This is a genomic window from Bradyrhizobium sp. 62B, assembly GCF_030272265.2.
Lineage (GTDB): Bacteria > Pseudomonadota > Alphaproteobacteria > Rhizobiales > Xanthobacteraceae > Bradyrhizobium.
The window spans coordinates 2,638,365-2,656,685 of record NZ_CP092841.2 but is presented as its reverse complement, the minus strand read 5'-3'; the positions used below and the strand labels follow the sequence as shown (position 1 = coordinate 2,656,685).

17 protein-coding genes are annotated in these 18,321 nt (G+C 64.5%); 1 reads left to right on the top strand and 16 read right to left on the bottom strand.

What is annotated here, in order from left to right; all coding sequences use genetic code 11:
• The first annotated feature begins 24 nt into the window (after positions 1–24).
• Positions 25–192, top strand: coding sequence for a hypothetical protein (locus ML401_RS12445; RefSeq protein ID WP_285812099.1), 168 nt, complete (start codon positions 25–27; stop codon positions 190–192).
• Between the two features lie 106 nt (positions 193–298).
• On the opposite strand, the gene mmsB is transcribed toward ML401_RS12445, so the two are convergent.
• The 16 genes from mmsB to ML401_RS12365 form a co-directional block, all read right to left on the bottom strand.
• Complete coding sequence (gene mmsB, locus ML401_RS12440; RefSeq protein WP_285812098.1) at positions 299–1,489, bottom strand: multiple monosaccharide ABC transporter permease; 1,191 nt, start codon at positions 1,487–1,489, stop codon at positions 299–301.
• Positions 1,486–3,063 (bottom strand): multiple monosaccharide ABC transporter ATP-binding protein, encoded by a 1,578-nt coding sequence (gene mmsA / locus ML401_RS12435; RefSeq protein WP_285812666.1) that lies wholly within the window; start codon positions 3,061–3,063, stop codon positions 1,486–1,488. Before mmsA ends, mmsB begins: the two co-directional genes overlap by 4 nt.
• Before the next feature lie 179 nt (positions 3,064–3,242).
• Positions 3,243–4,316, bottom strand: a complete 1,074-nt coding sequence (gene chvE / locus ML401_RS12430) for a multiple monosaccharide ABC transporter substrate-binding protein (protein ID WP_194407264.1) — start codon at positions 4,314–4,316, stop codon at positions 3,243–3,245.
• 73 nt (positions 4,317–4,389) lie between these two features.
• Positions 4,390–5,268: an SMP-30/gluconolactonase/LRE family protein gene (locus ML401_RS12425; protein WP_211418286.1), complete on the bottom strand. Its 879-nt coding sequence runs from the start codon at positions 5,266–5,268 to the stop codon at positions 4,390–4,392.
• Positions 5,268–6,344 (bottom strand): aldose epimerase family protein, encoded by a 1,077-nt coding sequence (locus ML401_RS12420; protein WP_285812097.1) that lies wholly within the window; start codon positions 6,342–6,344, stop codon positions 5,268–5,270. The genes ML401_RS12425 and ML401_RS12420 overlap by 1 nt, the downstream gene beginning before the upstream one ends.
• Positions 6,345–6,346: 2 nt before the next feature.
• Positions 6,347–7,273 (bottom strand): Gfo/Idh/MocA family protein, encoded by a 927-nt coding sequence (locus ML401_RS12415; RefSeq protein WP_285812096.1) that lies wholly within the window; start codon positions 7,271–7,273, stop codon positions 6,347–6,349.
• Positions 7,270–8,046 (bottom strand): FadR/GntR family transcriptional regulator, encoded by a 777-nt coding sequence (locus ML401_RS12410; RefSeq protein ID WP_212067078.1) that lies wholly within the window; start codon positions 8,044–8,046, stop codon positions 7,270–7,272. The genes ML401_RS12415 and ML401_RS12410 overlap by 4 nt, the downstream gene beginning before the upstream one ends.
• On the bottom strand, positions 8,043–9,023 hold the full coding sequence (yjfF, locus tag ML401_RS12405; protein ID WP_285812095.1) for a galactofuranose ABC transporter, permease protein YjfF: 981 nt from the start codon (positions 9,021–9,023) through the stop codon (positions 8,043–8,045). Before yjfF ends, ML401_RS12410 begins: the two co-directional genes overlap by 4 nt.
• On the bottom strand, positions 9,020–10,012 hold the full coding sequence (locus ML401_RS12400; RefSeq protein WP_063195895.1) for an ABC transporter permease: 993 nt from the start codon (positions 10,010–10,012) through the stop codon (positions 9,020–9,022). The genes yjfF and ML401_RS12400 overlap by 4 nt, the downstream gene beginning before the upstream one ends.
• Positions 10,009–11,553 carry a sugar ABC transporter ATP-binding protein gene (locus ML401_RS12395; RefSeq protein ID WP_285812094.1) on the bottom strand — a complete coding sequence of 515 codons (1,545 nt, stop codon included), beginning with the start codon at positions 11,551–11,553 and terminating at the stop codon, positions 10,009–10,011. Before ML401_RS12395 ends, ML401_RS12400 begins: the two co-directional genes overlap by 4 nt.
• A 121-nt stretch (positions 11,554–11,674) precedes the next feature.
• The gene (gene ytfQ / locus ML401_RS12390; protein WP_194407257.1) at positions 11,675–12,640 is read right to left on the bottom strand and encodes a galactofuranose ABC transporter, galactofuranose-binding protein YtfQ; all 966 of its coding nucleotides are present in this window, start codon (positions 12,638–12,640) and stop codon (positions 11,675–11,677) included.
• A 474-nt stretch (positions 12,641–13,114) separates the two neighbouring features.
• On the bottom strand, positions 13,115–14,287 hold the full coding sequence (locus ML401_RS12385) for a fumarylacetoacetate hydrolase family protein (protein WP_285812093.1): 1,173 nt from the start codon (positions 14,285–14,287) through the stop codon (positions 13,115–13,117).
• Positions 14,288–14,419: 132 nt separating this feature from the next.
• Complete coding sequence (locus tag ML401_RS12380; protein ID WP_194407255.1) at positions 14,420–15,397, bottom strand: HEAT repeat domain-containing protein; 978 nt, start codon at positions 15,395–15,397, stop codon at positions 14,420–14,422.
• A 2-nt stretch (positions 15,398–15,399) separates the two neighbouring features.
• Positions 15,400–15,633 carry a ferredoxin family protein gene (locus ML401_RS12375; RefSeq protein ID WP_007593252.1) on the bottom strand — a complete coding sequence of 78 codons (234 nt, stop codon included), beginning with the start codon at positions 15,631–15,633 and terminating at the stop codon, positions 15,400–15,402.
• A gap of 31 nt (positions 15,634–15,664) precedes the next feature.
• Positions 15,665–17,407, bottom strand: coding sequence for a fumarate reductase/succinate dehydrogenase flavoprotein subunit (locus ML401_RS12370; RefSeq protein WP_211417558.1), 1,743 nt, complete (start codon positions 17,405–17,407; stop codon positions 15,665–15,667).
• A 104-nt stretch (positions 17,408–17,511) separates the two neighbouring features.
• Entirely contained in the window at positions 17,512–18,285 is a 774-nt protein-coding gene (locus tag ML401_RS12365) for a ferredoxin--NADP reductase (protein ID WP_285812085.1), read from the bottom strand.
• Between the last annotated feature and the right edge of the window lie 36 nt (positions 18,286–18,321).

The window sequence follows — 18,321 nt, the reverse complement described above, 5'->3', positions numbered from 1 at the left end:
TTCTGCAAAACAGTGAGCGATGCGATGAGCGATGCACAAATCGGGCTGCTGACCGCGACCCCCATCATCATCGTGTTCGCCATCGCGCTTCGGCGCATGGGCGTGCTGTCCACCGTAGCGACGGTTTCGGCGGTGACCCTCTCTGTCGCGATCGCGACGGTGCTGTTCACGACGCAGTCACCGGTGCAGTAATGTCGGAGGGTGGGCAAAGCGGAGCGTGCCCACCATTTCTCTTGATCGGAGACAGCTGGTGGGCACGGCGCAAGTGCGCCTTTGACCTACGCGACCGTCAATGCGGCTACCGCCGCTGGTTATACACGTCGATACACACCGCCCCGAGCAGCACCAGGCCCTTGATGACCTGCTGATAGTCGATGCCGATGCCGAGGATCGACATGCCGTTGTTCATCACGCCCATGATCATGGCGCCGACCACGGCGCCGCCGACGCGCCCTACCCCGCCATAGGCCGAGGCCCCGCCGATGAAGCAGGCGGCGATGACGTCGAGCTCGAAGCCGAGCCCGGCCTTCGGAGTCGCCGTGTTGAGGCGCGCGGCAAAGACAAGGCCGGCGAGCGCGGCGAGCACGCCCATGTTGACGAAGGTGAGGAAGGTCAGCCGCTCGGTCTTGATGCCCGACAGTTTTGCCGCCTTCGCGTTGCCGCCGACTGCATAGACCTGGCGCCCGATCACGGTGCGCCGGGTGACGAAGCCGTACAAAGCGATCAACGCGGTCATGATCACCAGCACGTTCGGCAGTCCGCGATGCGAGGCGATCAGATAGGTGAAATAGAGCACGGCGCAGGCGAGCAGGACGCTCTTGCCCAGGAAGAGCGCATAAGGCTCGACCTCGATGCCATGCGATTGCTCGCGCGAGCGGCCCTTGGCGCTGGCATAGACGAGGCCGAGCGCAAGCACGGCGCCGATCAGCATCGAGGTCGGATGCAGCGTGCCGGCTTCGGGCAGAAGCTCCGGAATGAAGCCGGAGGACAGCTTCTGGAAGGTCGCCGGGAACGGGCCGAGTGACTGGCCCTGCAGCACCGCAAGCGCGAGCCCCTTGAACACCAGCATGCCCGCCAGCGTCACGATAAAGGACGGAATGCCGAAAAAGGCCACCCAATAGCCCTGCGCCGCGCCGATCGCCGCGCCCAGCAACAGGCAGGCGATGAAGGCGAGCGTGTAGTCGACCTTGTAGGTCACCATCAGCACGGCGGCGACCGCGCCGACGAAGCCGGCGACCGAGCCGACCGAGAGATCGATATGGCCGGTGACGATCACCAGCAGCATGCCGAGCGCCATGATGACGATGTAGCTGTTCTGCAGCACGAGGTTCGTCAGGTTGAGCGGCTGCAGCAGCGTGCCGCCCGTCATGACCTGGAAGAACAGCATGATCGCGACCAGCGACATCAGCATGCCGTAGTTGCGCAGATTGTTCTTGATGAAGCTGCCGTGCCGGCGCTCCTCGGGCAGCGATACCGTCTTGTCGGTCATGGCTGCATTCCTCCCATTTCCGCGGCCGCGGGCGCGGCGTTCCCAATGTTTCGCTCGTTGCGCATGATGGCGCGCATGATCTTTTCTTGCGTCGCATCGGCGCCTGCGAACTCCCCGACGAAGGCGCCGTCATTCATGACGCAAATGCGGTCGCAGATGCCGAGCAGTTCGGGCATCTCCGAGGAGATCACCACGACACCGCGGCCGGCTTCCGCCAGCTCGTTGATGATACAGTAAATCTCGTATTTGGCACCGACGTCGATGCCCCGCGTCGGCTCGTCCAGGATCAGAACTTTCGGGTCGGTCATCAGCCATTTCGACAGCACCACCTTTTGCTGGTTGCCGCCGGAGAGCTGGCCGGTCTCCTGGTAGACGTCGGAGCAACGGATGCGCATGCGGGTGCGATAATCGCTGGCGATCTTCAGCTCTGCGATGTCGTCGATCACCCGTTTAGGCGCGACCTGGTCAAGGCTTGCGAGCGTGATATTCTTGCGAACGTCGTCGGCCAGGATCAGCCCGAGCTGCTTGCGGTCTTCCGTGACATAGGCAAGGCCGGCGTCGATCGCCGCCGCGACGCTCGGCAACACCATCTCTCTGCCCTCGAGCCGGAGAGAGCCGCTGATCGCAGTGCCCCAGGAGCGGCCAAACAGGCTCATGGCGAATTCGGTGCGCCCGGCGCCCATCAATCCGGCAATGCCGACGACCTCGCCGCGCCTGACGCCGAAATTGACGTTCTTGATCACCTGCCGCTCGGGATGGATCGGGTGATAGACCGACCAGTTCGCGACGTCGAGCACGGGTTCACCGATCTTCGCGCTGCGCTCCGGGAAACGGTGCGCCATATCGCGATTGACCATGCTGCGGATGATGCGGTCTTCCTGGATCGGCTCGCTGCGGCAATCGATGCTGTCGACGGTGCGGCCATCGCGCAGCACGGTGATGTGGTCGGCGACCTTGGCGACCTCGTTGAGCTTGTGCGAGATCAGGATCGAGCCGATGCCCTGCTCGCGGAAGACCATCAGTCGTTCGAGCAGCGCGGCGCTATCGGCCTCGTTGAGGCTGGCGGTCGGCTCGTCCAGAATGAGCATCCGCACCCGCTTGGACAGCGCCTTGGCGATCTCGACCAGCTGCTGCTTGCCGACGCCGAGATCGGTGATCAGCGTATCCGGGGATTCCTTCAGGCCGACCTGCGCCAGCAGTTCGCGCGTGCGCCGATAGACCTCGTCGCGGTCGATCACCCCGAGCTTCGAGGGCGGATGCGACAGGAAGATGTTTTCCGCGATCGACATCAACGGAATCAGCGCCAGCTCCTGATGAATGATGATGATGCCGAGCGCCTCGGAATCGTTGATGTCGCGGAAGCGCCGCTCCTCACCCTCGAAGACGATGGTTCCCTCGTAACTGCCGGCGGGATAGACCCCGCTCAACACCTTCATCAGCGTCGACTTGCCGGCGCCGTTCTCGCCGACGAGCGCGTGGATCTGCCCGGCGTGAACCGAGAAGTTGACGTCGCGCAGCGCCTGCACACCGGCAAAGCTCTTGCTGACGTTGCGCATCTCCAGCATGGCGGTCATCGTGTCATATACCATCCGTTACCTCACCTCTCCCCGCTTGCGGGGAGAGGTCGAAATGCGCGCGTCGCGCGGATTTCGGATGAGGGGGAGTCTCCGCAGGAGCAATGTCCACCGTCCCCGTGGAGGCTCCCCCTCACCCTACCCTCTTCCCGCAAGCGGGGAGAGGGGAAGAAAACGTCTTACTGGAATTGCGACTTCTTGTAGTAGCCGCTCTCGACCAGGACCTTCTCCCAATTGTCCTTGTAGACCACGACCGGCTTGAGCAGGTAGGAGGGCACGGTCTTGACGCCGTTCTCGTAGGTCTTGGTGTCGTTGACCGTGACCTGCTTGCCGGCGAGCGCGGCGTCGACCATGTCGGCGGTCACCTTGGCGAGGTCGCGGGTGTCCTTGAAGATGGTCGAATATTGGTCGCCGCGCAGCATCGCCTTGATCGAGGGCACCTCGGCGTCCTGGCCCGAAATGATCGGCATCGGCTGATCGGCGCTACCATAGCCGACGCCCTTCAGCGAGGAGATGATGCCGATCGAGATGCCGTCATAGGGCGACAGCACGGCGTTGATCTTCTTGTTGCCGTAATAGGCGCTGAGCAGATTGTCCATGCGGGCCTGGGCGGTGGCACCGTCCCAACGCAAGGTCGCGACCTTGTCCATGCCCATCTGGCCCGAGGCGACGACGAGCTTGCCGCTGTCGATGTAGGGCTTCAGCACGCTCATCGCGCCGTTGTAGAAGAAGTAGGCGTTGTTGTCGTCGGGCGAGCCGCCGAACAGCTCGATGTTGAACGGACCCTTGCCGTCCTTCAGGCCGAGCCCCTGTTCGATCGATTGCGCCTGCAAGACGCCGACCTGGAAATTGTCGAAGGTCGCGTAATAATCGACGTTCGGCGTGCCGCGGATCAGGCGGTCATAGGCGATCACGGTGATGCCTTTTGCCTTGGCCTGCTTGAGCACGTCGGACAGCGTGGTGCCGTCGATTGCGGCGATCACCAGTGCCTTCGCGCCCTTGGTCACCATATTCTCGACTTGCGAGAGCTGGTTCGGAATGTCGTCCTCGGCATATTGCAAATCGGTGTTGTAGCCGCGCTCCTTCAGCACCTTGACCATGTTGTTGCCGTCGTCGATCCAGCGCGCCGAGGATTTGGTCGGCATGGCGATGCCGACGGTCGCCTTGTCCTGGGCGGAGGCGGCGAGACCTGTCGCCATCGTCGCAGCGCCCGCCAGCGCCAGCGCGAGGAATGTGGTCTTCAGTTTCAGCATGTTTCACTCCCTTGGGTGTCAGATTATTTCTTCGTGTCGTCGCGAACGTGGTCGTGGGCTGCTTTGTCGTCTCCTATGCGAGCTTGACGTCGGGCTCCGCACGACCGCGCGCGGAGGCCTCCAGTAGAAAAGTGCAGCCGGCCTGCGGATCGGCGGCGCGTGCGGCTGCGTCCATATCCTGCCATGCGGACGTGACGAGAAGGCGCGACAGGTCGGGGCCGACGAAGGCCGGGCAGCTCGCCTGCTTGGCCGGCACGTTGAGCGAGCGCTGGCGTTCGCCTTGCGGGGAATAGACATCGATCCGGCTCGCGCCCCAGCAGGCGTTCCAGATCTGCCCGTCGGCATCGCACACCGAGCCGTCGAGACCGCCAACGCCGGTATGGCGCAGCAGCACCTCCGGCTCGCCGCGCGGCAGGCCGGTCGCGGGATTGAGCGGCACGGCATAGAGCACGGCGCGCGGGGTGTCGGTGAAGTAGCCGGTGGCGCCATCCGGCGAGAAGCAGATCGAATTTGGAATGCTGATGCCGGGAAACAGCGTGGAGATCTTGCCGCGATGGAGCGCGTAGATCGCGCCTGCCTTCGGCTCGGCCTTCTTGCCCATGGTGCCGATCCAGAACGTGCCGGATTGATGCACACGGCAATCATTGGAGCGCGTGACGGGATTGTCCGCCTCGAGCGGAAGGAACAGCGTCATCTCGCCGTCGGCGAGCTTGCGGATGTAAAGCCCGTCCTCGGCGACGATCAGCTGCCGTTCGGCATCGATGCGCCCGAGCGCGCTCGCCATCCGGCCGAGCGCATGAATGCGGATGCTGCCACTGCCAAGCTGCGCCTCGAACAGCCGTCCCTCGCGGATATCGAACCACCAGGCGGTATCGGTGGTCACGTCATAGGTCGGACCCTCGCCGAGATGGCAGGGATCGCTAGAGAGAACGGAGGTGACGACCTGCTCCATCATGGCGTCCTCACTGCAAAGCGATAGACCGTGTGATGACGATAGACCTGGCCGGGATCGAGGCGCGGGCTCGGAAAATCCGGCCGGTTCGGCGCATCAGGCCAGATGTGCGGCTCCAGGCACATGGCATCCGACTGCCGGATGAGCTTGCCGCCCTTCCCCGAAATCGTGCCGTCCAGATAATTGCCGGAATAGACCTGAAGGCCGGGCTGGTCGGTGAAAAGCTCCATGATCCGCCCCGAGCGCGGCGCCTCCAGCCGCGCGGCGAGCGCGAGCTTGCCATCACGTCCGAGGCAATAGGTGTGGTCGTAGCCCCTGCCGTTCTGCAATTGCTGATCGCCCTGCCGGATGCGCTCGCCGACCGGTCGAGATTCGCGGAAGTCGAACGGCGTGCCAGCGACGGGACGCGGCGGCTCCGGCAAGGGAATGGCGGTGGGATCGATGGCGAGAAAATGCTCGGCGGCCACCGTCAAGCGGTGGTCGAGAATGGGAATGCCTGACGTCGCGCCTTCGAGATTGAAGAAGCTGTGGTTGGTCAGGTTGACGATGGTCGGCCGGTCGCTCCGCGCCTCCATGCTCAGCGACAGCTCGGTCGGCCCGGTGATGCGATAGGTCAGGCGGACGTCGAGCTTGCCGGGATAGTTCTCCTCCCCGTGCGGGCTGACATAGGTCAGCGTCACCGCAGGCGCGGCGCCCTCGTCGATCTCCCCGATCTCCCAGAGCTTGCGGTCGAATCCATCGAGGCCGCCATGCAGCGCATTCGGCCCGTTGTTGACGGCAAGCTGCACCGTCTCACCATCGAGGGAAAACTGTCCCTTGGCGATGCGGTTGGCGTAGCGGCCGACGGTGGCGCCGAAGAACTTTCGTTCCGCGAGATAGCCGGCGAACGCGTCATGGCCGAGCACGACGTCGTCATGGCCGCCCTTCGCGTCCGGCGCGATCAGCGCCTGGAGCACCGCACCATGGGTGATGATGCGCGCCTCGAACCCGCCTGCCCCGCGCAGCACGATGCGCTCGACGTCGCGGCCATCAGGCAGTCTTCCGAAGACATCTCTTTCGATTTTTGAGCCAGCCATGTCTAATCCACGAACGGTTCGACAATTGTGCGCTTGCCGAGCAGGAAGGCGTCGGCGACGAGGCGAAGCGGCGTCAGATCGACGTCGCTCGCGCCGGTCGCCGCGAGCTCGACGAAGCGCCGGTAGAGTCCGCGATATTCCTCATCGGGAGCTTCGGCAAGCACCTTGCCGTCAACGGCCATGCGCGCGCCACCGCTGGACAGGGTCATCCGGCCGCGATCGGTGTCGACGACGATATCCCAGCTTTGCGGCCCGGTCTGGCGGAAATCGAACTCGGCGGTTGCAGGCAGGCCGTCGATGTCGGTCATTGTCAGGTTCGCGGCGATCGGCGCCTGGCAATTGGTGGGAAAGGAAAGTTCAGCCGCGGTGACGAACACCGGCTTCGGCAGGATCCTGGTCAGGATCGACAGTGCATTGATGCCGGGATCGAACACGCCGAGGCCACCCGGTTCCCAGATCCAGCCCTGACCGGGATGCCAGACGCGGACGTCCTCTTTCCAGCTGATGTGCACGGAGGCAATGCGGCGCGCGGCAAGCCATTGCCGGGCCGGCTCGACCGCCGGCGCGTAGCGCGAATGCCAGGTCGCAAACAGCGTTCGCTTTGCCGCCGCCGCCATCGCGATCAGCGGGTCGAGCTCGACGACGCCGGCACCCGGCGGCTTCTCCAGCATGACATGCTTGCCGGCCGCGAGCGCCGCCGCGGCCTGCGCGCGCCTTACCTGCGGCGGCGTGCAGAGCGAGACCGCGTCGATCGGCGGTCCCTTCTCCAGCAATTCCTCGATGGTCGCAAAATGCGGCAATCCCGGCAACGAGGCGTTGCGGCTGGCGATTGCCGCCAGCGTCACGCCGGGCACCGCGGCAATCGCGCCGACATGCTGGTCGCGCGCGATCTTGCCGAAACCGACGATGGCGATGCGAAGTTCGGTCACGCTTGCTCTCCCGTATTCGCAGATGACGGCGGGTCCGCCGGGGCTGTTTCGATCACCGTTCCCTCGTGACGCCTCATGCCGTTGTGAATGACATAGACCATCGCCTCCGACGCAGCCTCGGCATCGCCCGCTGCGATGGCATCGACGATCTTCTGGTGCCAGAGCAGCACGGTGTCGCGGTCCTCCGGCTCGACCGGCGCGCTCAGCAGGAATGAAGCGCGCAGAGCGGCCTCGATGACGTGTCCGATCGAGCGCATGAAGAGGTTGCCCGAGGCGCGCGCCACGGCGACATGCAGTGCGAGATCGGCGTCGGCAAAGCCGACCGAATCCGACGCCTCAAGCCGCATATGGTCCATGCACCGGCGAAGCTCGACGAGATCTTCCTCCGACCGCTGCGTGGCCGCCAGCATCGCCGCGCGCGGCTCGACCGCGAGACGGATCTCGGCGAGATCGTTGAGGAAACGCTTGTCGATGCCGGCGTCCAGATGCCAGGCCAGCACGTCGGCGTCGAACATGTTCCAGGCCGCGCGTTCGCGCACGACGGTGCCGACCCGCGCCTTGGTCGTGAGCAAGCCCTTGGCCACGAGAGTCTTCACGCTCTCGCGCAGCACCGGCCGCGACACGCCGAACATCGCGATCATCTCGGCATCGCCCGGCAGGCGCGTCCCTTCCGCATAGCGCCCGGCGATGATGTCGACGCCGATCGAGCGGGCCACCTCCGCATGGTTGGAATGGGCTCGCCGCGTCGGGATGATGACGATGCGCGAGGTCATATGGCAGCTCCCGCGCGTTTCGCCGCCGGCCGCCGCGCGAGCGCGACCAGGGCCTGCTGCAAAGCGATGAACGCGAACAGCAGCACGCCGGTCGCGATCTTGGTCCACCAGCTCGACAGCGTGCCGTCGAAATTGATGTAGGTCTGGATCAGCCCCTGGATCAGGACGCCGAGGAAGGTTCCGATCACCGAGCCCTGCCCGCCCGTGAGCAGCGTGCCGCCGATCACGACCGCGGCGATGGTGTCGAGCTCGACACCGACGGCGGAGAGCGAATAGCCGGCGCTGGTGTAGAACGAGAAGACGATGCCGGCGATGCCCGCGAGCAGGCTCGACAGCATGTAGATCTTCACCGTCATCTTGCCGACGGCAACGCCCATCAGGCTCGCGGTCGCCCGGCTGCCGCCGAGTGCATAGACGTTGGCGCCAAACCGCGTGAGATGCAGCAGCAAGGCGCCGCCGATGACGATCACCAGCATGATGATCGCGACCGCGGTCAATCGCCCGCCGCCGGGCATGCGCAGTGCGAAGTCGGATACAGTGGAATAGACAGGTGCCGTGATCGGCACCGATTCCGTCGAGAGCAGGAAGCTGGCACCACGGGCCAGGAACATGCCGGCGAGCGTCACGATGAACGGCGGCAGGTCGAAGACATGGATGACGGCGCCCATCGCCGCGCCGAAGGCCGCCGAGAGCGCGAAGATGGCGACGAAGGCGACCAGCGGCGGCACGCCCCAACGCTCGATCGCCAGCGCCACGAAGACCGTGGTGAAGCCGATCACCGAGCCGACCGACAGATCGATGCCGCCGGAGATGATCACGAACGTCATGCCGGTTGCCACGATGCCGAGGAAGGCATTGTCAGTCAGGAGATTGCCGACCACGCGGGTCGAGGCGATGTTGGGGAACTGCACGGCGCAGAGCGCAAAGCCTGCCACGAGCACGATCGCGGTGATGAGGACGGGCGGCAGGCCTCTCATGCTTTCGTCCTCCGCAGCCGTGCGGCGATGCCGGCAAAGCCGGACAGCTTCGGCGATTGCAACAGCAGCACCGCGAGCACTACCACCGCCTTGACCAGCAGGTTGAACTCCGGCGGATAGCCGGACAGGAGGATGCCGGTGTTCATCGTCTGAATGATCAGCGCACCCAACACCGCGAGCACGAGGCTGAAGCGGCCGCCGAACAGCGAGGTACCGCCGATAACCACGGCCAGGATCGCATCGAGCTCGAGCCACAAGCCGGCGTTGTTGGCGTCAGCGCCCATGATGTCGGCCGCTGCGATCACGCCCGCGAGCGCGGCGCAGACTCCGCACCAGACATAGACCGACAGGATCATCGCACGGGTGCCGACGCCGGAAAGCTCGCTCGCGCGCGCGTTGCCCCCGGTCGCCTCGATCAGCAGCCCGAGCGCCGAGCCGCGCACCACAGCGCCAGTGAGAATGAGCATACCGAGGGCAATGACGACCGGCACCGGAAGGCCGAGCACCGAACCATTCCCGAGCCAAACCAGATCCGGCGAGGAGAACGTCACGATGCGTCCTTCGGTGATGAGCTGGGCGATGCCGCGGCCCGCGACCATCAGGATCAACGTCGCCACGATTGGCTGCATGCCGAGCACGGCTACGAGAAATCCGTTCCAGAGGCCGCAGACAAGGCCCGCCCCCAGCGCGGCCGCCAGTACCACCGGAAGGCTGTGACTGTCGGCGAGACTTGCGGCGATCGCGCCGCAGATGGCCATCACCGCGCCGACCGAGAGATCAATGCCGCGCGTCGCGATCACCAGCACCATGCCGAGCGAGAGCAGCGCCACCGGCGTGCCGCGGTTGAGGACGTCGATCAGGCTGCCGAACAGACGACCGTCCTGGAGGCGCAGGTCGAAGAATTGCGGCGACACCACGCGGTCGACCGCGAGGATGACGATCAGCGCGAGGATCTGGGCGAGGCCGCGGCGCGGCAGCAGCGCTGTCATGTGTGGGCCTCAAGCGCAACAGTGACGCTATCGGCGGCGATGGCGGCGAGGATGTTGCCGACGTCGACCGCCTCGCCCGCGAGCTCCTCGACATGGGCGCGGTCGCGCAGCACCACGACGCGGTCCGAATAAGTCACGATCTCGTCGAGCTCGGAGGAGATCACGAGCAGCGAGAGGCCATCGTCACAGAGCTCGCGGATCAGCCGGATGATCTCGGCATGGGCGCCGACGTCGATGCCGCGGGTCGGCTCGTCCAGTACGAGGAGCCGCGGCGAGGTCGCGAGCCAGCGCGCCAGCAGCACCTTCTGCTGATTGCCGCCGGACAACAGCCCGACGGGACGCTCGGGATCGGCCGGACGGATGTCGAGCATCTTGACGTAACGCCGCGCGATCTCGTCCTGCTCGCGGCGGGACAGCGGGCGATGCAGGCCGCGTTTGGCCTGGAGCGCCAGCACGATGTTCTCGCGCACGGTGAGCTCGGCGACGATGCCGTCGGTCTTGCGCTCTTCCGGGCAATAGCCGAAGCCATGGCGGACGCCGTCGCGCGGCGACTGAAGGCGGACGGTCGCGCCTTCCACCCTCGCCTGCCCACGATCGGCGCGCTCGGCACCGAACACCAGCCGTGCGGTTTCGGTGCGGCCCGAGCCGAGCAGTCCGGCAAGGCCGACGACCTCGCCATGACGCAGCTCGAGATTGAACGGCGCAACGTAACCGGCCTTGCCAAAATTCTCAAAACTCGCGCAGACGTCGCGCACTTCATGTTCGCTCGCCGCCGCCCGCGCACTGGTGGTCTCCGCCAACTCGCGGCCGAGCATCATCCGGATCAGCTCGAGCCGCGCCAGGGACGCGGTCTCGCGCTCGCCGACAAGGCGGCCGTTGCGCAGCACCGTGATGCGGTCGGAAATCTCGTAGACCTGATCGAGGAAATGGCTGACGAAGACGATACCGATACCGCGCCCCGCGAGCTGGCGCATGATGCCGAAGAGAATCTCGACCTCGTGGCGGTCGAGGCTCGCGGTCGGCTCGTCCAGGATCAGCACGCGCGCGGAGAGATCGACAGCGCGGGCAATCGCGGTGACGTGCTGGATGGCCACGGAATAGCTGCCAAGCGGCGCGGCGACGTCGATGTCGAGGCCAAAATCTGCAAGCAGCGCCTTGGCGCGACGGCGCATCTCGCCTTCGCGCACGATGCCAAAGCGCATCGGCTGGCGGTCAAGGAAGAGATTTTGCGCCACCGAGAGGTTCGGCAGCAAATTGACCTCCTGGTAGACGGTGGCGATGCCCGCTGCGAGCGCCGCCTTGGCCGAGCGAGGCGCGATCTCTTCTCCGCCGATCCTGACGATGCCGGAGTCGCGCGGGAACACGCCGGTGACGACCTTGATCAGCGTGGACTTGCCAGCGCCGTTCTCGCCCAGCAGCGCATGGATCTCGCCGGCGCGCAGTGTGAAGTCGACATCCTGCAACGCGTGCACGGCGCCGAAGCTCTTGCTGATCCCGCGCACCTCCAGTAGGGGGGCAGCAGGATCACGGCTGTTCTGCATGGCGAAAATCACTCCCACGGGTGCCCGCCAATGATGCGGACATCCAGCCTATGCGTTCGCGCGGCGGTTTCGAAGCGGGTTGCCGGACCACCGGACGACGGCGGTCCGGCAATGCGCCGCCTCAGTAACCGAGCCCCTTCTTGCTGTCGTATTCCTTCTGCGGATTGTCAGAGGCGGTGAGCAGCCTGGATTCAGTCTGGATCCATTTCGGCGGAACGGTGCCCTTCTCCTTGAAGGCCGCGACGGCATCGAAGGCCGGACCGGCCATGTTGGGCGTCAGCTCGACCGTCGCGTTGGCTTCGCCGGCGACCATCGCCTTGAAGATATCGGGGACCGCGTCGATCGAGACGGTGAGGATGTCCTTGCCGGGCTTGAGACCGGCTTCCTTCATCGCCTGGATCGCGCCGACCATCATGTCGTCATTGTGGGCGTAAACGGCACAGATGTTCTTGCCGCCACCTTCGGCCTTGATGAAGCTCTCCATCACCTCCTTGCCCTTGGCGCGGGTGAAGTCGCCGGTCTGGCTGCGTACCACCTTCAGGTTGGCGTGCTTGGCAATCGCCGTGTCAAAACCCTTCTTGCGGTTTGCGGCGACGCTGGCGCCGACCGTGCCCTGCAATTCGACGATGTTGCAGGCCTTCGTCCCGACGGTCTTGGCCAGCCAGTCGCCCGCGACCGCGCCTTCGTGCACGCTGTCGGAGGTGACGGCGGTGAGATAGAGTTCCTTGCCGGAGGGATCGATATCGCGGTCGAGCAGCACCACCGGGATCTTGGCCTCCTTGGCTTCCTTCAGCACCGAGTCCCATCCGGTCGAAACGACCGGCGCGAGGAAGATCGCATCGACGTTCTGCGCGATGAAGGAGCGGATCGCCTTGATCTGGTTCTCCTGCTTCTGCTGCGCGTCGGCGATCTTCAGATTGACCTGGCGCTTGGTGGCCTCCTGCTTGGAGACCGAAGTTTCGGCTGCGCGCCAGCCGGATTCCGATCCGATCTGCGAGAAGCCGATGGTGAGCTGGCCGGCATTGGCAGGCAGCGCGAGCAGCAAGGCGGCCGTGGCGCTGGCCGCAAAGAGGGCTTTGAGGGTCATCAGGCGTGTCTCCCAAGATGTTATCCGGGGCGCCGATTGGTAGCATGGCACCCGCAGGCTGGCCTTTGAGGCGGCGGGAGGCACTATTTCACAGGAGACGAGTTCCGACTAGTCATATTATTTGACTATTTGGAGGAAAACGCGCGGAAGGGCGAGCGCGCGGTTTTATGACACGCTCAGCGCGACTTTGTTCCAGAGATGCAACGGGGAGATGAAGGGAATTTTGCGCGGTGGGTGCAGGCGCCCATCCGCAGCGACGGAGATAAACGGCCGTGCGAGCTCTCTGCCCGTCATAGCGAGCGCAGCGAAGCAATCCCAGAATCCCTCCGCGGAAACATTCTGGATTGCTTCGCTGCGCTCGCAAGGACGGGGATGGAGGTTCGGCCGTTATCGGGCCAAACGACTCGTGGAAAGCGCCCTCACCCGCCACGCTTCGCGTGTCGGCCTCTCGCCGCAGGCGGAAGAGGCGAAGAACTAGATCAGCTTCCGCTGCGCCAGGTTCTTCATCAGCGCGCCGATGCCGAAGGTCCAGGGCTCGCACTCGTCGCTGGTGCGCATGCGGTTCACCAGCTTGCCGAGCTCCGGCGCAGCGATGGTGACGATGTCGTCGCGCTTGTGCGTGAAGCCCTGCCCCGGCGCATCGCGATCCTTGACCGGCGCGAACATGGTGCCGAGGAAAAGCACAAAACCGTCGGGATATTGATGGATCTTGCCGATAGTCTGCGCGACGAGGTCGGTTGGATCGCGGCTGATCTTGCTGATCGAGGAATGACCGTCGAGGACGAAGCCGTCCGTACCCTTCACGTTCAGGCTGATGTCCAGCTTGCGCGCGTCGTCGAGCGTAAAAGTGTTGTCGAACAGGCGCAGCAGCGGGCCGATCGAGCAGGACGCGTTGTTGTCCTTGGCCTTCGACAGCAGCAGCGCCGAACGGCCCTCGAAGTCGCGCAAGTTCACGTCGTTGCCGAGCGCGCCGCCGACGATCTTGCCGCGGCTGGAGACGAACAGCACCAACTCCGGCTCCGGATTGTTCCAGGTCGATTTCGGATGCAGGCCCGCATCCATGCCGGTGCCGACGGACGACATCGTCGGGGCCTTGGTGAAGACCTCGGCATCTGGGCCGATGCCGACCTCGAGATACTGGCTCCAGGCGTTCTGGTCGATCAGCACCTGCTTCAGGTGCATGGCCTGATCCGAGCCCGGCTTGAGTTTTGACAGATCATCGCCGATCAGCCGCGTCACTTCTTTGCGGATGGCTTCGGCGGAGGCGGGATTGCCCTTGGCCCGTTCCTCGATGACGCGCTCCAGCATCGAGATCGCGAAGGTGACGCCGGCCGCCTTCAATGTCTGGAGATCGACAGGCGCGAGCAGCCAGGGCTTGTTCGGATCACGCCCGTCGGGAGCGGTGTTGGCAACGATCGCCTCGAGTTCGCCGATGCGCTCGCCCTTGGTCGAGCCAAGCGCCTTGGCCGGATTGTCTTCCTCACACAGCGCGCTGACGGTCGGAAACCTTGCCGTGACGTCAAAGACGCCATCACCGCGCACGGCGACGACGGCCGGACCGTTCACCTGTGGCAACCAGACGCGGCCGACCAGCGTCCCCTTCGTTCCATCCTCGGGGAGAAGGTCCTTCACCGTCAATGTCGTCATGGCCGCGCCCTCGCTGTTTCTAAGGACCAGCCGCGTTTGCAGCCGCTGATCCCATTGGCGAAGACCAATAAACGTCTGGCGGGGGAAGTCCAGAGCGGCCGCGAAAGGCCCGCTATGTCCCGGCCCTCCCCTTTACGCGCCTGCTCGCGCCTTGCGCGCCGCGATCTGCTGCAGCGCCCAACGCGCATTCTTGCGGACTTCGGGATCGGGATCGTCAGCGATCACGGCGAGGAACGCCTCACCGTCGGGATGGGCGATCTCGCCGAGCGCGGCGGCCGCTTCTTTACGCAGGTTGGCTTGGTCGTGATTGACGCAATAGCCAATCGGCCGCACTGCACGCTCGATCTTCATCCGGCCAAGGCTGCGGATCGCTTTCAGCCGCACCTGCCAGAATTCATCAGCGAGCGAGCCGATGAGTTGGTCGGCCGCGATCGCGCCATTGGCGTTCAAGCCCAGCGTTTCCGCGGCCATCTCGCGGACCATCCAGTCGCTATCCTTCAACGCACGGGTGATGGTCTCGGCCGCGGGTTTCATCTGCGAGAACGCCAGCGCGCTCACGGCGGCACGGCGGACATGCGCGTCGGGATCGTTGATCAGCGCGGTCAGCGCGGGAATCGATTCTTCCAGCTTGAGGAAACCGATCACGCCGATTGCCTGCACGCGCACGGCGGCGTCCGTGTCTTGGAGCGCTTCCAGCGCCGGCTTCAATGTGTCCTTGCTTCGCAATTCCTTGAGCGCACGCAGCGCGCCCATGCGGACAAAGGCGTGGGGGTGCTTCACCAGCGGCAGGATCACGCCCGCGCAAGCAGGATCCTTGAACTCGGCCATGCTGTCGGCGGCGGCCGCCGCGACGATCCTCTCGGGGTCGACCAGCAGTCTCACCAGCGCGCTTGCCGCCTCCGGACCGTCGAACTCGCCGAGCGCCATCGCGACCTGCTGGCGCACGCCTGCATCGGGGTCGGCGACCATGTTGGCGAGATGTCCGACCGCGGCCGGATCGCCGGAATGGCCCAGCGCAATGATGGCGACGCGGCGTTCGGCGGGATCGGCAGCCTGCAGCCGCTCGTCCGCGTCTTCGAGGTCGTCGTAGGACTCGAACGGGCTCGACATGTTCACCTCAACAGATAGGGAATATTGACGGTGACGGCGCCGGTCGGACAATCGGCTTCGCAAGGCATGCAGTACCAGCACTCGTCATAGGCCATGTAGGCCTTGTTGGTCATGTCGCTGATGCGCAAGACGTCGAGCGGGCAGACGTCAACGCAGACGGTGCAGCCCTTGTCGGCGATGCACTTGGCGTCGTCGACGACCACCGGAACCGATGTCTGATAGGACGCGAGAGGCATGTGATGTCTCCTGTTGCTGTGGCGCGGTGGGTCAGGCGGAGGCGCGGATGCGCTGCTTGTCGTAGAGATCCTTCTCGTCGTCGGCGATCGGCACGACATAGGGCTCCACGGCGCGCTTCTCGCTGGTCATCTTGCCGTCCTGCTTCGACAGCAGCGTGTGGCAGAACCAGTTCTCGTTGTCCTTCTCCGGGAAATCGGTGCGCCAGTGATAGAGACCCCAGCGGCTCTCCTCGCGGTAGAGCGAGGCGTGCGCCGCCATGTCGGCGCAGTCCATGATCGACTGTACTTCGAGGGCGCGGAGCAATTCGTGCGCGTTGCGCGCGATCATGCGCTCCTGCATGTCCTCACGCGCCTCGGCGAGGCGGCGCATGCCGAGCTCGTATTTGCGCGTGACTTTCGGCGGCTGGAGATAGTCGTTGACGAGGCGGCGGGTCTTGTATTCGACCTGGTTCGGCGGAATGCCGTCCTCGCGCTTGGTCGGCGCCATCACGCGATCGCGCTCCATCGCGATGTCGGCGGCGTCGAACTCCGCAAAATCGTGGTTGTCGGCGTACTCCATCGCGTCAGTGCCGGCGACCGATCCGTTGGTGAAGGCGCCAAGCATGTAATTATGCGGCACGCTCGCCATGTCGCCGGCGGCGTAGAGGCCCGGCACAGTGGTGCGGGCGTTGTCGTCCACGAACACGCCGGAGGCGCTGTGGCCGGAGCAGAAGCCGATCTCGGAGATGTGCATCTCGATCGACTCGCTGCGATAGTCGACCCCGCGTCCCTGCTGGAACAGACCGCGCGTCGGACGCTCCACCTTGTGCAGCGTGGATTCGATCTCGGAGATGGTGTCGGGATGCAGATGCTTGAGCTGGAGGAACACCGGGCCCTTACCGGACAGGAGCTCGTTGTAGAATTCCAGCATCATCTGGCCGGACCAGTAGTCGCATTCGATGAAGCGCGAGCCTTCGTTGTTCGCCGTATAGGCACCGAAGGGGCCGGCGACATAGGCGCAGGCCGGACCATTATAGTCCTTGATCAGCGGGTTGATCTGGAAGCATTCAAGGTTCGCGAGCGCGGCACCGGCGTGATAGGCCATGGCGTAGCCGTCGCCTGAATTGGCGGCGTTTTCATACGTGCCGAACATGTAACCGGAGGTCGGCAGGCCGAGGCGACCGGCAGCGCCCATGCAAAGGATGACGGCCTTGGCCTTGATCACCAGCATCTCGGCAGTGCGGGTGTTGACGCTGACCGCGCCGGCGATGCGGCCGTCGGCGGACTTGAGCAGCCGCGTCGCCATATAGCGGTTGGAGATCAAAATACGGGCGCGGCGGAGCTGGCGGTACAGCGCCTTCTTCACGGTCTCGCCGTTCGGCATCGGCAGGACGTAAGTGCCAATGTGGTGCACCTTCTTGACGGCGTAGTCGCCATTTTCATTCTTCAGGAAACGGATGCCGAAACTGTCGAGCTCCTCGATGATCGAGTAGCAATTCTGCGCGTATTTATAGACCGCCTTCTGGTCGACGATGCCGTCGTTCGCGATGGTGATTTCCTTGGTATACTGCTCCGGCGTCGCATAGCCGGGGATGACGGCGTTGTTCAGGCCGTCCATGCCCATCGAAATCGCGCCGGAGCGCTTCACGTTGGCCTTTTCGAGCAGGACGACATTGGCCTTCGGATTCTTCAGCTTTGCCTTCAGCGCCGCCATCGGGCCGGCCGTGCCGCCGCCGATCACCAGCACATCGCAGGAAACCTCCGAAAGTCCGTCGACGATCTGATCTAGTGACATCACTTGCTCCTGGTTCGCCGGCAGGTCCGGCGCCTTTGCATCAGATTTGTTCAGCAGACGTTCCGGCGATAGCAATTAGTTGTCGCCGGGGTGCGATTTGCGCGTCAGCGCTCGACAAAGGCCTTTTCGATCACGAAATGGCCGGGACGGCTGTGATTGCCCTCGACAAAACCGCGCGCGGAAAACATCGCGGGAAGTTCCTCCAGCATCGCCGGGCTGCCGCACAGCATGATGCGGTCGGTCTCGATATCGAGGCCTGACAGGCCGATGTCGTCGAACAGCTGGTTCGATGCGATCAAGTCGGTGATGCGGCCGCGATTCCTGAATGGCTCGCGGGTGACGGTGGGATAGTAGACGAGCTTGTCGCGGATCAGCGGCCCGAAGAACTCATGATTGCGCAGGCCTTCGACCAGGTGCTCGCCATAAGAGAGCTCGGAGACCTGCCGGCAGCCATGGGCGAGCACGATGGTCTCGTAATTCTCGTAGACGTCGGGGTCCTTGATCAGGCTGGCGAACGGCGCGAGCCCCGTTCCGGTCGAGAGCAGCAAGAGGCGCTTGCCGGGAATGAGATTGCCGGTGATCAGCGTGCCCGTCGCCTTGCGGCCGACGAGAATGATGTCGCCCTCCCTGATCTTCTGCAGGTGCGAGGTCAGCGGGCCATCCTGCACCTTGATCGAGAAGAACTCGAGCGCTTCCTCGTGATTGGCGCTGGCCATGCTGTAGGCCCGCATCAACGGTTTGCCTTCGACTTCGAGCCCAATCATCGCGAACTGACCGTTCTGGAATCGAAAGCCGGGATCGCGCGTCGCGGTAAAGCTGAACAGGGATTCAGTCCAGTGCCTGACCGACAAAACCGTTTCCCTCTGAAAGGCGCTCATGATCTCTCCTTCTCGATGGCGTCAAGGTCACGGAGA